Raw genomic sequence first — 14,456 nt, 5'->3', positions numbered from 1 at the left:
ATGATGAACAAAGTGCAAAAAAGGAAATCAAAACCACCGCTTAATCTTTATTTGCATTTAATTCGTAACTGGTTAATTGGTATTTTACTTATTGCTACCGCATTGTTTGTGGGAATGTTGGGTTATCATGTTTTTGAAGGGATGTCCTGGATAGATTCTTTTTTAAATGCGTCTATGATTCTTTCTGGAATGGGGCCTGCTTCTGTCTTAATAACACCATCTGGCAAGCTCTTTGCGGGTATTTATGCTTTATTTAGCGGACTGGCTTTTATTGCTATTGTTGTGATTATGTTGTCACCGGTAATTCATCGTTTTTTTCGTAAAATTCATATGGAAAGCAACACTGGAACAGATGAATAATCTTAGATTCCGCATCATGCAGGGCATTTTGCGGAATGATCCAGAACTATTAATGCGCTTTTTTGAAGAAGTATTTTAGTTTCATGGGGGTAATTTGCTGAGCATCATTGATAGCAACAGCAATCACATCCTGACGGCCTGTATCGTAGTCGCAAATAATTGCATCGCCATGCTGCTCGGGCACGCCTTGAGCACTCATGGTGCTTAAAATTCGGTTCGCATCTTCAATTGCCAGTTCAGCCGATTCAGCTTGTACTGGTGCAATTAAAAATCCCCAGATGGATCGAGTATTGTAATTACTGATATTGTAGGTAATGTACATATCAAATTCGATTTCTTCAGCCATATAAATGCCTTCTGCTTTAATATCATTGATATTTGGGCACAGGCTTGTTTGTCCGGCAAATGCTGATCCGGCAAGGATTAATGCGCCTGCAAAAGCGGCTAGTTTTGACTTCAACATCATGTTGTTTACTCCTGACTTGTTTATTAAAAAAAACAGCGAAAGAGTATCACTTGCTTATAACATTTACAACAGAGTATTATTTTGTTGTCGAGGGATAAAAATACATCAATTATTGCACGTTACAGTGATGTTGCTATGCTGGCAGGAGGTCTTGGTAATAAAGCCTATAATTAATTATCAGCCTATACAGTACAGCTGCTGTGCTGTATAAAATCAAATGATATTTTTCAAGGGGCTATGTCGTGATCACACATCAACAAATTCATCTGGCAGCACGGCCTTATGGTGTGCACCTCATTACCAATGAGATCCTGAATGCTCTTGAACTCTCGGGCACAGGAATCCTTAATATTTTCATTCAGCACACTTCTGCGGCTTTGGCCTTAAATGAAAATGCATCGTCTGATGTGCTTAAAGATGTTCATGATTTTTTTAATGATCTTGTTCCTGAGCACAGAGCCTACCGCCATACAGAAGAAGGAGTAGATGATATGCCCGCTCATATAAAATCCATATTATGCGGGTCTTCTTTGAGTATTCCTTATGTGAATAATGCCTTGTTATTAGGGGTCTGGCAGGGAATTTATTTAATGGAGTTCAGGTATAATGCCGGCCCCAGATCTTTAGTGTTGAGTGTACAGAGTTAATGGTTTTCGTAAATACAATAACAGGAGATAGTATGTTTGGCATGTTTCATCAGTCAAGTTCATGGAAGAGGGGATTACAGACATTAAACCTTTTAATGCTTTGTCATGCTACATACTCTCTTTTGCGTGATCCTGAACCCAGGCTATCGGTAGAGGGAGTGGATATTGCGGTGCATGTACTTAATTTTTTAAGTCTTAGAGAAAACAGCAGCGCATTGAGTGAATTTTTAACCATGGGCGTTAATCTGTTCAAGCTTGGCATATCTTATGAGCGAATGAATTCAGAACAAATGCATCATTCAGGAATTGAGGAATTACTGCGAGTTGTGTCTGCTGTGCTTAGTACCGGAACTTTAATGTCCGAACCAACACACAATACTCCTTAAAATTGGTGCAAAGTCATGTCACTGAGACACATAAGCGCCTTTGTTTGCCTCTCAAGAATAAATCACATCTTGTTTAAATGAAGATCATATTTTTCTTAAAGTTAGCTAATAGTATTATTTTAAATGAGCCAAGTGATGTTAATTTGGAAATGTCTTGATTTAATGTAGGCTTAGTGAATAAAATTTTGACATTTTAATCTTGAGAGGATGTTTGTCATGTTCGGTTTTTTTGAGAAAGGTATATCTTATACGCAAGGCATACAACTGTTAAATGCAACAGTTATTACAGTGGCTTCTTATTCTTTACTTACTTCCACCGAAGGAGGAGCTGCGGAATTTGGTTTGATGGTTGTCACGCATGCGTTCAGCGCTTATTGTCTCAATGATGCCGGATTTGGCACCAAATTATTGGGGGCCGGGGCAAATTTATTTGGATTAGGTGCTACTTATGCGGGACTTACGTCAGGTTGCTCTAATGCTTCCTGGGCTTTGCAGGCAATGAGTGCTTGTGGTAATGCCTTTAATACATTCAGCATGTTATTTATAGACAGACCCAGAGTAGAAGATGAAGCCCCAGCTGCTCATTCAATGAGTTAATGCTGACAAAACGGGATGTTAACTCCCCACGTTATTCCTAACCCGAGCGCAGCTGAGAGATGACGTGGGGAGTTACCTGAGATGTTTCTGCCTAAGAAGAGTCTAATCCCAAAGTCTGTTCTGGCCGGGAATCAGATGGTCTTTGCCAGACTTTCTTCCACTCCATGCTTGAGCGTTGTCAGTTTGCAAGAAGCCCCCAGGGTTGTAACCAAGCGAGTAATGTCCAGACGTTTTGAGCTGTTCATAAATTCTCGTTTCATAGGGCTGGCTTTATCCCAGCTTTCTTGCCATGATTCGTAGGGGGCTTGTTCTATTCCCAGTGATTGTGCCACCAGTTGTTGCAACGTGCCCATAGGTCCCGGAGCGCCATCGGCTGTATTGTAGATAGTGTATGGGCTGTTATTTTGGCCAAACCACGCGGCAATACGTGCCAAGTCTTTAACAAAAATATGATTGGTATAGGGGGCTTGGTCTAATTCTATAACGGGGATTTTGCTTTTAGCAGCTTCAACAGGTAAACGATTTGGACCATAGATTCCGGCAATGCGCATTATCACCGCATCTACAGCTCTTTGGGAGCAATAGGATAACCATTGTTGTTCTGCATCCAGCCGTCGTTTTTGGCGAGAATAAGTGATGTGGCAGAGGGATTCCTCATCAACCCAAGCACCTTGATGATTTCCATATACTCCGCTGGAGCCAAAATAGATCACCTTTTTGAGGTTTAATTGACTGTGGGCAAGGAATTGTTTTAAAAAATTATCTTGATCACCTTCGGTGGATGGCGGAATAAGGTAATAGAGTACGGTATTGGGTTCGTTCCAGTGAAAGGGCTGATTTAAATCTATTTTTAAGTGGTTCAAGCCTGGTAATATCCAGTCTTCTTGTAAATGCCGGGATAAAGCGGTAACGGTTTGTTTGTTTTTTAAAAGCTCCTGCGCTAAATAATATCCGCAGTAGCCGTAGCCGATGATGAGATGGTGCATGAATGATTCCTGTCTTGTTTATGGGTCAGAGTTAAGCACTGGGTGCGACAGTTTTGAATCGGCAGAGATTCTGGTAATCGCAGTGTTCGCAAATTGCAGCGCTTGCTGGTTTGGGGACACACAGCCCACTTTGTATTTCGGCAGCCAAATCGGTTAATTGCTGGTGCCATTGGGTACGGCGATGTTGCCAGGACTCTTCTGCTTTCAGAGCGCTAATGCCTTTAATGTCCAGTTTATTCTCACTTAATCCGCAGCAAAGAATAGTACCCGTTTTTAATTGAAGCAATAACAAAGTTGTAATTTCTTCATCAAGAAGGGTATAAAGCAGGAGTTGGGGTTCTGTTGGCCTCTCTTCATTCCATGGCTTACTCGCTGGTAGACTGCTTTTATAATCTATTACCCATTTGGAATCAGCTACATTGTCCAGCCTGTCAACTCGCACCTTAAAATCCAGTCCGGCAAGATTGAGGGTATAGGACTCTTCAAGTGCGGCTATGGCAAATTCGGGTCTTTGTTTTTCCCATTCCAGTAGGGCGTGCACCAATCGTTTCAGGCGTGTGAACTCTACCTCCTTGACCAGGTCAGACAATGATTCACTTTGCGGTGGGCTCAACATCGATAATGCCAGATGAATGGATTGCTCCACCTGGTTATTCAGGGTTTTAAAACTTAAATTAAGTAATTCTTTTTGGCTTTTTAACTGACGCCAGAGTAATTCCATGACTTTATGAACAATAATTCCCTTTTCTTTTGCATCTAACCCTTCTGTAGTGCCTTGAACCCCTTTGGTTTTGAGTCTATGCTGGGCAAATGCCTTGAACGGACATTTTGCCTGACTGGCAAGTAATGCGGTGCCTCCCGAGAGTGTTTCAGAGGATACCACCGGAACGATGTAGGATTCATCATGTGAAATCAGTTCCGTTTGATTGATTAAATGGTCACAAACTGGAAGGGTAGCATATGGGGGAAAATCAATAATTAAGGAGCACGGCAAATTAGGGGTATCGTTCTCAAATCGTGCATAGCTGAACACGGCATGCTTACTGCCGCTTTGTAATCGTTGCAGGGTTTGTCTGGCAAAAATTAATTCTCGTGCAGGCAGGCTGTGAGGCATACACAGGGTTCGTTGCATGTCAGGTGGAATAAATGCAGACAAATGCGGCTTTTGCGGTAAGCACTGGTCGGTGAGCCCCATTACCCATAAGCTGTCAAACTCACAACCTGATGCCTCCAGTAAGCCTGAAATCTGAATTGGGGCCTGAGTCTTTTGCGCCTGAAAAATGGTATTTTCGGCCAGCTGCATCAAAGCATCCAGCGCTTCGTTCTGGCTTAGTTGCGTACTGATTACCTGCAGTTGCCTGAATTCATCAAATAATGCTGTAAAACGGTGGTAACACTGATAATTTTCCGAGTTTAATCCGGCATCGCCTGGAAATCCAAGCGAGTTCAAGCGATGATGAAACAAATCTATCCATTGTTGCAGTGAAGCGTGTTCAGGATAAGCATTGATTGAATCCAGGCCAGAGGCTAATTGTGGTGCGGACTGTTTGACTTCCTTGATAAATGAAGACAGTCGAATGGATTGATTGAGCAGCAGAGGACTGTCTTGCAGTATTTGAGAACGGTTAATAAATTCTTCTTTGGCGGCACCAAGATAAGGTGATTGAAGCACGAGCTCTGCCTGGAAATGACTGAGGTAGTCCGGTTTTAAATGCAACCACACCAGAGCATGAGCCACCAAGGGAAATTGGCTTAACGGTTGTCCTAGCGAAATATTAACATTTTGGGGATCAAGATGCTGTTGGATGATGCGTTTTAACGCAAGCGATTCGTGTTGCAGGTTAGGAATCACTACCCCTATTTTTTGTTCCCCTTGGTCTATTTTTAATTTCAGCCATGCAATGAGCTGTTCGTATTCTTCTTTAGTGTCTTTGGCAGCAAAAGTTTGAGTCGTATCGTTTTGTTTTTGCAAATCATAGCGATATTGCACAACATCAGTTTTGTCCAGATGCTGCTGCAGCAGTTTTTGTTGGGGATTAAAATCATCAAAACAGACCCAAATAACAGATTGTGAGAATAAAATCTCTGAAAAATTAAGGAGATAAGGAGCAATCTGATGTTCATTAATTGCATTTAACAAAAGCTGTTGTTTATTGCAATGCAGCCACCATTTTTGAAATGTTCGAGTCTGTGGGGTGTAGTGAAATTCATGGCTATGAGGATCTATTTGCCATTGTTGGCACTGCTCCCAAGCTTGCATTACTGCTTTTAGTAATCCTTCGCTGTAGGTTATTCCCGCTTCGGATTTGATTATTTTGCGCCATAGATGTTGGCATTGGGCATCATTAAGTAATACAGGATGGCTCAATTCGGGGCATTGCATAGTCAGTTGATTAAAGGCCTTAATCAATGCCGTATTGTAGGGGTAGCATTTGGGTTTTTTTACGGTTTTTGAGCGGGAAAAGCTGAAATAATCGTTTAATAATGCGGCACTTAATCGGTTATTAGGGGTTATAACGGTTGCTCCTTGAGCCAATAAATCAAGAAGGGTGTTTTTATTGTTTAAATCCTGCATTAGTCAAGCCATATAGATCAAAAAATTACTGGTTAAGACGATGTTTATTCAAAAGACAACACTGCATCAGGAACGTGCTGTTCAACCATTGATGCAGACTTGTTTTGTCCCTTTGTTCACATTTTACGATGTGGAGCATGTTCCTCATGGGTATGGGTCGCATTTGATTCGGCTTGTTTTGTTTTAGCCCCTCGTTTGCGTCGCTCTTGAGTATGCAGGATATCGTATACCAATCGGTCTCGCAAATACAGTGCAGCCAATCCTGATATAATAGCCAAAAAAACGCCAAACAGCACGTAACTGTAGGCCAGAATGACGAAATAGAAATACACAAAATCATGGAGCTTGGCTACAGAAAATAACTTGGCGTGTTCTTCGCTCATTAGCAGCAATAAACCTAAGTCAAATACTGGCAGAGATGCCATAATCATCGCAAATCCAAGCCAGAACGTTTTGGCTTTGTAAGGCTTGGCTGCGTGAATAATGTGTTCTCCAAAGACAGCACCAGTGCAGGCAGCAACGATCATGCCCCATAACACCATTTTATAAATGGGTACGATTTGTTCTATACCTATTGAATCAAGAATGGCGTTAATGATGATGGTTCCGGCCACTGAAAGTAATGCAAAGTAAATTGCTGCTAATAAACGAGGTCTGGACATGGTGAGCGCACGATCTTCTGTATTCATGATGCACCTGATGATTTTATTATTCCATATGTATTATTTTAGTACATAATTTGCTGGGTTGGAGCATCTTTACTGACTATTTTCAATCCGTTTTTTTTAAGTGTTCCAGTCCAAGTTGATGCATTTTGACAATGTTTTGTTCAGGTATTAACGAAGTATCGCCATATGCTGAAATGGCCTTTTCCAATAGATCTTCTCTTAGCAGGTGGATCATAGGATAAGGGGAGCGATTGGTGTAATTAGACACGTCCTCAGGATCGGTATCAGCAAAGAAATAATCAGGATGAAAGCTGGCAATTTGATAAATTCCCTCATAATTTTGCAACACGATAAGCTGTTCGGCCAGATCGACAAGATCAAGATAATCGAAAAAATTTTTGAATGAGTCTGAGTATACGAGCAATGTGGTTTCTATGTCAGGATTTTCATCCAATAATCGTATTTCCGTCATTAAATCTTCCAGTGCCTGGGCTTTTTTGCTTGTCTTTGAAATAGCGATTCTTAATCCTTTTTTATTGACTGAGCGTTTGGCAAAAGGGCATATATTGTGTTCAATGATAAAATGACGCACCCAATTGAGCGTTTGTTCTGTGATTAACTGGTCGTTATTAGGCATTGTGGGGTATTAGATAATAAAAAAGTTGTTTAGTGTACAGACAATCAATTAAATTGCAATTATCCCAGAGCTTGTAGCTTGGGGGGGGTTGTACACAGTTGGAAGCATTAAGTCTATACTTAGACGAAGAACCGAAACATAGGGCTGTGCTATGCGGAGCATATGCAGATTGATATTCTGGATAATTGGGTGGAAGATTGTAGGTGAACTGCCCAAAGATAAAAAATACATCATTATCGTGGCACCGCATACCAGTAACCGGGATTTTCTGATTTGTTTGTGTGCTCGTTATATTGTTGGCGTTAAAGTTCATTTCCTGGCTAAAAGCCAATTGTTCTTTTTTCCTCTTGGGTTGATATTAAAAGCTATAGGCGGTGCGCCTGTTGACCGTTCTCGTAAAGGAAATCAGGTAGAAAAGGTCGTGGAATTGTTTCGTACCCGTGATGAACTCAGATTGGGGTTAGCTCCAGAAGGAACTCGTAGTCCAGTAGTTCGCTGGAAAGAAGGTTTTTACCACATAGCCTGTGAGGCAAAAATACCCATAGTCATGTTAGGGCCAGACTATTCAACAAAGGAGATCCGCATCCGTGAACCTTTTTGGCCCACAGGGGATATTAATCACGATTTTCCGCAGATTATTGCTTATTTCAGGACTATAAAAGGATACAGGCCCAAAGAGATACCTGATTATCGGCCTAAAGCTCATTAGCTGAAGACCGAATTGTTTGGCGTAAATGTGTTGAGCACGTTTAAAAATGTTTGCGTAAAATGTCCAGTTCCCTTTCCATATGTTCTATTTTTTCCAGAAGTTCAAGTGCCAACGCAACGCCTGGTAGATTAATTTCAAGATCTCTGTGTAAACGGAATGCGGATTCAATGCGTCTAAGCTCTTTTTGATCCATGGTGATTTTTTGGGGATCCGTTGGTTGATTTGGAAACAATCCATGCTCAATCATTTCAATAAGTAATTCTTCAGGAATGTGGTATCTGTGACATACTTCTATAAAGGTATAGGTAGTTGTTTCTTCAATCAGCATGCCGCTTAAAAAATTTTGTTCACTCATGCTATGCTCCCATGTTCTCGCGTGGATTGAAAGGCATTACTTCCGCCATTTTTTTGTATACTTCTTTTGCGGCTTCAGAAGCAGCGGGTGGAGTAATAATTTTTAGCAGGACGTATTGGTTGCCAGGGGTTGAACCGGGTAATCCACGATTCTTGATTCTGAGTTTTTGCCCTCCTTGCGATCCTGGCGGAATTTTCAAATCAATTTTTCCACTTAAGGTAGGAACAACTATTGTTGTGCCTAATGCCGCTTCCCAGGGCGTTATGGGCAAAGTGAGATAAATGTCATTTTCCATGACATCAAAAAGAGTGTGTTTCATGACGTCTATAGTTAAATACAAATCGCCTCTGGCACCACCATTAATTCCTGCCCCTCCTTGCCCCGTCAGGCGAATTTGCTGGCCAGATTTTACTCCCGCAGGTATTTTAACGTTTAATGTATGCACTTTGGTTTCTGCCCCTTCATCTACGGGAACCTGCACACTTTTTACCGCACCATGAAACGCTTCTTCCAGACTGATGGTTATTTTACCTTGATAATTGTGGCCGGTCATGGGTTGGTGCTGATAGCGAGAATGGCCGAATAAGGATTCAAAAAAATCACTGTCAAAAGGGACATCCTGGGATTGATGTTGTCTTCTTGAGCCGGTATGACCATTGGTCTGATAGGCATTCTGATTGAATTCACGATGTTTTCGATACTGATCGTATTCCGCCCTTTTAACCGGGTCTCTTAGCGTATCATAAGCTTCCCCCATTTCTTTGAATTTTTCTTCAGCATCAGGCTCTTTACTGATGTCGGGGTGGTACTTGCGAGCTAACTTCCGATACGCTGTTTTGATGTCTTTTTCATCAGCATCAGGGCTTAATCCCATAATTTTATAGTAGTCTTTGTCCATTTTTATGTTCTCTTTGTTTACTTTGTATGCAAAAGCGCTGATGCATGAATCGCCATCATTTTCTCTTCATTTGCCGGAATAATCAGGACGGAAAAAGGGTGAAAAACCTGAAGCTTATCGAGAATATTGGTTCTGATTTGTTCTGAGTTTTCACCTATTCCACCTGTAAATACAAGACCGTCTATCCCGCCAAGAGAGATGGCCATCATGGCTATAAATTGTGCTGTTTTAAGACAAAAATAATCCAAGGCAAAATGTGCTCTTTCATTCGGACTGTCCAGTAATTCCCTGACGTTATTCGTTAAGCCAGATAATCCTAAAAGCCCGGATTCATTATAGAGTATGTGTTCGATTTTTGCAGGTGGTAATCCCAATTCTCTGAGCATGTAAGTAATTGCCCCGGGATCAAGACTGCCGCAGCGTGTTCCCATTGGTAATCCATCTAAAGCGGTTAATCCCATAGTTGTGTCTATACTAATACCGTTTTGCATGGCACAAAGGCTGGCGCCATTGCCCAGGTGAGCCGCAATAATACGTCCCTTTGCAAGTGCCGGATAGTTCTCTTGCACTGATTTAGCCACCCATTCATACGACAGTCCATGAAAACCATACCGTCTTATTCCTTGCTTTTGGAGGTACTCTGGTAGGGCATATACCGAATACAGAGGGCTGTGCTGCGCATGAAATGCCGTATCAAAACAGGCAAATTGGGGTAATTGGGGATACATACCCTGGATGATTTCTATTGCCGCCAGATTATGCGGTTGATGCAGCGGCGCCAAAGGGCAGAGTTTTTTTAGTTGGGATAACACATCAGCAGTAACCAGCACACTTTGCGTAAACGCCATACCGCCATGGACAACACGATGCGCAACTGCGGTTATAGTCCAGTTTTTTTGATGATTTATCCAGTTGAGAATTTCTTCGATAGACTGGAGATGGTTAAAATCGGGCGCAAGCACTTTGTATGTGTGTTGATTATGATGGATTTCATCAACGACAGAAAACGCAGGTTTGGTGCCTAAGTCGGTAATTTTACCCTGAGCCAATAACTGTAATTCGGCGGTATAGTCGAATACCTGAAACTTGACGCTGGATGAGCCTGAATTAACTATTAATACTACGGTATTGGTCATTTGATGGTACCTGCTTTTCTTGCTGCAGCAATTTGTACTGCTACTGCGCAGGATAAAAGCCTGGTTCTTAAGGAATCTGATCTGCTGGTCAGTATGATGGGAACTCGTGCGCCTAGCACAATACCTGCCGCATCAGCATGCCCTAGAAAAGACAATTGCTTGGCGAGGATATTCCCTGATTCAATCTCTGGAACCAGCAAAATATCCGCATCGCCAGCCACCATGGAAACGATCCCTTTTTCATTAGCTGCCTGTTTGTTAATTGCATTATCAAAAGCCAGGGGCCCATCAAGAATTGCGTCACAAATTTGTCCTCTGTCAGCCATTTTACATAAAATAGCGGCATCCACTGTGGCTTGCATTTTGGGATTGACCGTTTCTACTGCTGCAAGTATGGCAACTTTAGGGCGGTGTTCACTGCCATAGAGTATGCGCCAGAGATTAATGGCGTTTTGACAAATATCTGCTTTGTCAGCGGCATTGGGCGAAATGTTAATGGCTGCATCTGTAATCAGCAGCGGTTTGTGATAAGTGGGTACGTCCATGACATAAACATGACTGATACGGTATTTCGTTCTTAATCCAGAGCTAGCAGGCACGATAGCTGACATTAATTCATCGGTATGCAGGGAGCCTTTCATTATGGCATCTACTTTACATGCCGAAGCCAGTTCTACTGCTTTACTTGCTGCTGCATTACTGTGCTCGGTATCTATTATTTCCCACTGCGTCAGATCCAGCTTTGCCTCCATTGCGGCCGCTTTAATTTTTTTAATGGGGCCAATGAGTAAGGGAGTGATAAGGCCTGCTTTTACTGAATCATGAACCGCTTCCAGGACGTTGGGTGTTACAGGGTGGACAACCGCCGTTTTTATAGGAGCCAGATTACGGCAGGATTCAATGGTGGCGTTAAAATGATCGTGATTCACAATTTCGACATGGGGTAAAGACAGGCGAGGAACCCTTATTTTTTTTTCAGGAGCAATAACTTTGGCATGACCAGTAACAATCAGTTCTCCTTTTTGATTTATCCCGGTGCAGTCAAAAGTAACAATTCGTGTCGCTTGCTCCTTGTCCTGGACAGTGATGGTTAGCGTCAATTCATCACCCAGACAAATGGGATGTTTGAACTGAATGTTTTGCTCCAGATAAACCGTACCCGGTCCCGGCAATACGGTTCCCAATAATGATGAAATCAGGGCGCCAGACCACATCCCCTGCCCAACGCCACCTTCTATACTGTCGTTTAATGCGTTATCGAGTTCGATACCGGCAGGATTAATGTCCCCAGAGATAGCGGCAAACAAATTCATGTCGTTTTGCGTTAATGTTCGCACTAATGTGGCCTTACGTCCTAAAGTGAGTTCATTAAACGTGACATTATCGAGATAATCCTTGTTCATTTTATCCTCTTCTATTTTTGTAACACATATTCCCCGGGTGCATTGGGGTATTTTTTGTTGAGCTTGGGAGGATTCACTAATTTTTGTGATGAATGTTGTGCCAACCACTCATGCCAGGCCGTCCACCATGAGCCTGTTTCAGACGTTGCTTCTGCCAACCAGGTCGCCGGATCAAGATAGGTTGCATCTTTTTTCCGTTCACGAATCTTGTAGGAGCGACCCTCATGTCCTGGTTCACTAACAATTCCAGCATTATGACCGCCATTGGTCAAGACAAAAGTAATGTCGCTATTAATTAACAAATGGGTTTTATAAACTGATTTCCAAGGGGCTACGTGATCTTTTTCCGTACTGACCACAAAAGCAGGAACCTGAATGTTGCCAGGTACAATGTGCTTTCCTTCAATTGAAAACCGTCCTTCAGCAAAATCATTATTCAAAAATAATTTTTCCAGATATTCGCTGTGCATTTTGTAGGGCATTCGGGTTGCATCCGCATTCCAGGCCAGCAAAGCTATCATGCCTCTTTGCGTACCGTGCATGTAGTCTTGAACCATTTTGGACCAAATCAAGTCATAGGAGCGCAGCATCTGGAAGGTTCCGGACATTTGTTTTGTATCGAGATAGCCCTGATCCCACATCATGCTTTTCAAAAATGAGACTTCACTTTTGGTGATGAACAAGAGTAATTCGCCTGCTTCAGTAAAATCCCCCTGTGCAGCAAGAAGCGTGAGGCTTTTGAGGCGATTATCGTGGTTTTTTGCCATCGCTGCCGCAGTGATCATGGCCAGGGTGCCACCCAGGCAATAGCCCATCAAATGAATCTTTGTTGCAGGTCTTGCTTTGGATATGGCATCTATTGCGGCCATGGCGCCCATGCGGTAGTAGTCGTTTAGCCCAAGATTTCTGTCTTCTTTGGTTGGGTTTCGCCATGACACTATATAAACCGTGTGTCCTTGTTGGGTGAGCCAGTTGACCATAGAGTTGTCAGGCAGTAAATCAAGAATGTAATATTTCATAATCCAGGCTGGCAAAATAAGCACGGGCTCTTTGTATACTTTTTCGGTCTGGGCGTCGTACTGAATTAATTCAATTAAATGATTTTTAAAGATGATTTTGCCCTTAGTCACGGCAACCTGTTTCCCGGGAATGAAATGTTCAACTCCTGCCGGGGGAGAGCCAGTCAGTTTTTCAGTAAAATCTTGTATGGCAAGCTCGGTTCCCCTAACCAGATTTCTCCCTTGAGTTTTGAAGGTTTCCTGAAGCAAATCGGGATTGGTCAACACAAAATTGGAAGGCGATAAGGCATCGAGAATTTGTCTCATGCGAAACGATACCGTGCGTTTCACGTGTGCGGGCAGACCCGGTACATTGGTGGTTGATTGCAAGCTCCATTCTTCAAGTTGCAAGAAGAGTTCCGCCCACAAACGCCAAGGATAATAAGCCCAGTTTTGGGTGTGAAATCGGACGTCTTTGCCGTCATTGGGTTTTTCGTGGTGGAGCAGATTATCTACCATATCCTGAGCGTGAAGAAACGGAAAAAGCGCCAGTTGAGTCATGGTTCCAGGGGATTGCATCAGTTGCGCAATCCACGAAAAATGAGCTGTAGTTAAAGCCGCAGGACTGATTCCGGCCGTTAATTTTCCCAGTTTAGCCTGGTAGAGTTTGTCTATGATACGAAACACACTATCCTGTCGTGGCGATTCGTCATTCATCTGTTCAGGTTGATGTGCTTTGGCAGAGGCGTTATTTTTATCCTTTTTCATGCGCTACGTCCTGTAAGTGCTGAGTGATAAAAATCAGTATAGCAGTATTCTATTAGAACCTCCTTACTGTAGAATTTCTGACAGGTGTGTTACTATTTCTTCACATTTTGCAAGACCATTTTGCATGTTACTTAACCAGAGACTGCTATGCCATGGATTAAACCAGACACGCTGCAAACACGATCCGAAGAAATCGGAAATGCAACTACTCATGCCTTAGGCGCATTACTGAGTCTTGCTGCTATTACGTTACTTGTCATTTTTTCTGCAAGTCAAAGTGATGGGTTCAAACTAGCGTCTGGAATCGTTTTTGGTTGTACTTTGTTTTTGATGTACTTAAGTTCCACCGTATATCACAGTCTGACCAATCCCCGATTAAAGCATTATTTTCGGATTGCTGATCATGCGTCCATCTACTTGCTGATTGCTGGCAGCTATACTCCATTCATGCTGGTTACCCTGAGAGACTCCTGGGGGTGGACTATGTTTGTGATCATCTGGTCACTTGCTCTTGCTGGGGTGATTTTTAAACTGTTTCTTGTTCATAAATTTGAACTGTTATCTACCGTTATTTACTTGATGATGGGGTGGATGAGCCTGATTGTGATTAAGCCAATTTATCAGTTATTGCCAGCAGGGGGATTGGCATGTATTGTTGCTGGCGGATTATGTTACACTGTAGGGGTAATTTTTTATGCTTGGGAGCGTTTAAAATACAGCCATGTACTCTGGCATCTTTTTGTGTTAGCGGGAAGTATTTTTCATTTTTTTGCAGTTTTATGTTATGTGGTTATAGAATAATCAGAAACCTTATTGGTGATTTCGTTGTAAGTGGTGATGTTTCGGTTGGTTACTTTTCACTCTCTA

16 protein-coding genes are annotated in these 14,456 nt (G+C 42.3%); 6 read left to right on the top strand and 10 right to left on the bottom strand.

Translation table 11 applies throughout. The annotated features are described in order from the left end of the window. The gene (locus Lwor_RS01385) at nucleotides 1-360 is read left to right on the top strand and encodes a hypothetical protein (RefSeq protein ID WP_238584595.1); all 360 of its coding nucleotides are present in this window, start codon (nucleotides 1-3) and stop codon (nucleotides 358-360) included. A 49-nt stretch (nucleotides 361-409) separates the two neighbouring features. Here the strand turns inward: Lwor_RS01385 and Lwor_RS01380 are convergent, their stop codons facing one another. Continuing rightward, nucleotides 410-826: a DUF4949 domain-containing protein gene (locus Lwor_RS01380; protein WP_058492059.1), complete on the bottom strand. Its 417-nt coding sequence runs from the start codon at nucleotides 824-826 to the stop codon at nucleotides 410-412. Nucleotides 827-1,068: 242 nt separating this feature from the next. On the opposite strand from Lwor_RS01380, the gene Lwor_RS01375 reads away from it, so the two are divergent. The 3 genes from Lwor_RS01375 (at nucleotide 1,069) to Lwor_RS01365 (ending at nucleotide 2,456) form a co-directional block, all read left to right on the top strand. After that, the gene (locus Lwor_RS01375; RefSeq protein ID WP_058492057.1) at nucleotides 1,069-1,473 is read left to right on the top strand and encodes a secondary thiamine-phosphate synthase enzyme YjbQ; all 405 of its coding nucleotides are present in this window, start codon (nucleotides 1,069-1,071) and stop codon (nucleotides 1,471-1,473) included. Between the two features lie 32 nt (nucleotides 1,474-1,505). Beyond that, complete coding sequence (locus Lwor_RS01370) at nucleotides 1,506-1,859, top strand: hypothetical protein (protein WP_058492055.1); 354 nt, start codon at nucleotides 1,506-1,508, stop codon at nucleotides 1,857-1,859. A gap of 216 nt (nucleotides 1,860-2,075) precedes the next feature. Further along, nucleotides 2,076-2,456 (top strand): hypothetical protein, encoded by a 381-nt coding sequence (locus tag Lwor_RS01365; protein ID WP_058492053.1) that lies wholly within the window; start codon nucleotides 2,076-2,078, stop codon nucleotides 2,454-2,456. 131 nt (nucleotides 2,457-2,587) lie between these two features. Here Lwor_RS01365 and Lwor_RS01360 read toward each other — a convergent pair whose 3' ends face one another. The 4 genes from Lwor_RS01360 to Lwor_RS01345 form a co-directional block, all read right to left on the bottom strand. Then, nucleotides 2,588-3,442, bottom strand: a complete 855-nt coding sequence (locus Lwor_RS01360; protein WP_058492051.1) for an SDR family oxidoreductase — start codon at nucleotides 3,440-3,442, stop codon at nucleotides 2,588-2,590. A 31-nt stretch (nucleotides 3,443-3,473) separates the two neighbouring features. Next, nucleotides 3,474-6,017 carry a PD-(D/E)XK nuclease family protein gene (locus Lwor_RS01355; protein WP_058492049.1) on the bottom strand — a complete coding sequence of 848 codons (2,544 nt, stop codon included), beginning with the start codon at nucleotides 6,015-6,017 and terminating at the stop codon, nucleotides 3,474-3,476. A gap of 116 nt (nucleotides 6,018-6,133) precedes the next feature. After that, on the bottom strand, nucleotides 6,134-6,706 hold the full coding sequence (locus Lwor_RS01350; RefSeq protein WP_058492047.1) for a hypothetical protein: 573 nt from the start codon (nucleotides 6,704-6,706) through the stop codon (nucleotides 6,134-6,136). An 82-nt stretch (nucleotides 6,707-6,788) separates the two neighbouring features. Beyond that, nucleotides 6,789-7,322 (bottom strand): DUF1415 domain-containing protein, encoded by a 534-nt coding sequence (locus Lwor_RS01345; RefSeq protein ID WP_058492045.1) that lies wholly within the window; start codon nucleotides 7,320-7,322, stop codon nucleotides 6,789-6,791. A 151-nt stretch (nucleotides 7,323-7,473) separates the two neighbouring features. Between Lwor_RS01345 and Lwor_RS01340 the strand changes: the two genes are divergently transcribed. Continuing rightward, nucleotides 7,474-8,031, top strand: coding sequence for a lysophospholipid acyltransferase family protein (locus tag Lwor_RS01340; protein WP_058492043.1), 558 nt, complete (start codon nucleotides 7,474-7,476; stop codon nucleotides 8,029-8,031). 40 nt (nucleotides 8,032-8,071) lie between these two features. Here the strand turns inward: Lwor_RS01340 and Lwor_RS01335 are convergent, their stop codons facing one another. Genes Lwor_RS01335 through Lwor_RS01315 form a run of 5 tightly spaced genes read right to left on the bottom strand, consistent with a single transcriptional unit; the run spans nucleotide 8,072 to nucleotide 13,538 of the window. Further along, nucleotides 8,072-8,386, bottom strand: a complete 315-nt coding sequence (locus Lwor_RS01335) for a chaperone modulator CbpM (protein WP_058492041.1) — start codon at nucleotides 8,384-8,386, stop codon at nucleotides 8,072-8,074. 1 nt (nucleotide 8,387) lies between these two features. After that, on the bottom strand, nucleotides 8,388-9,284 hold the full coding sequence (locus tag Lwor_RS01330; protein ID WP_058492039.1) for a DnaJ C-terminal domain-containing protein: 897 nt from the start codon (nucleotides 9,282-9,284) through the stop codon (nucleotides 8,388-8,390). 17 nt (nucleotides 9,285-9,301) lie between these two features. After that, nucleotides 9,302-10,420, bottom strand: a complete 1,119-nt coding sequence (locus tag Lwor_RS01325) for an acetate/propionate family kinase (protein ID WP_058492037.1) — start codon at nucleotides 10,418-10,420, stop codon at nucleotides 9,302-9,304. After that, nucleotides 10,417-11,823: a bifunctional enoyl-CoA hydratase/phosphate acetyltransferase gene (locus tag Lwor_RS01320; RefSeq protein WP_058492035.1), complete on the bottom strand. Its 1,407-nt coding sequence runs from the start codon at nucleotides 11,821-11,823 to the stop codon at nucleotides 10,417-10,419. Before Lwor_RS01320 ends, Lwor_RS01325 begins: the two co-directional genes overlap by 4 nt. An 11-nt stretch (nucleotides 11,824-11,834) precedes the next feature. Further along, nucleotides 11,835-13,538 carry a PHA/PHB synthase family protein gene (locus Lwor_RS01315; RefSeq protein WP_238584600.1) on the bottom strand — a complete coding sequence of 568 codons (1,704 nt, stop codon included), beginning with the start codon at nucleotides 13,536-13,538 and terminating at the stop codon, nucleotides 11,835-11,837. A 198-nt stretch (nucleotides 13,539-13,736) separates the two neighbouring features. Between Lwor_RS01315 and trhA the strand changes: the two genes are divergently transcribed. Continuing rightward, the gene (gene trhA / locus Lwor_RS01310; protein ID WP_058492031.1) at nucleotides 13,737-14,390 is read left to right on the top strand and encodes a PAQR family membrane homeostasis protein TrhA; all 654 of its coding nucleotides are present in this window, start codon (nucleotides 13,737-13,739) and stop codon (nucleotides 14,388-14,390) included. The last annotated feature ends 66 nt before the right edge of the window (nucleotides 14,391-14,456 follow it).

The organism is Legionella worsleiensis, assembly GCF_001467535.1.
Lineage (GTDB): Bacteria > Pseudomonadota > Gammaproteobacteria > Legionellales > Legionellaceae > Legionella > Legionella worsleiensis.
This window is presented reverse-complemented; position numbering and strand designations above follow the sequence as displayed.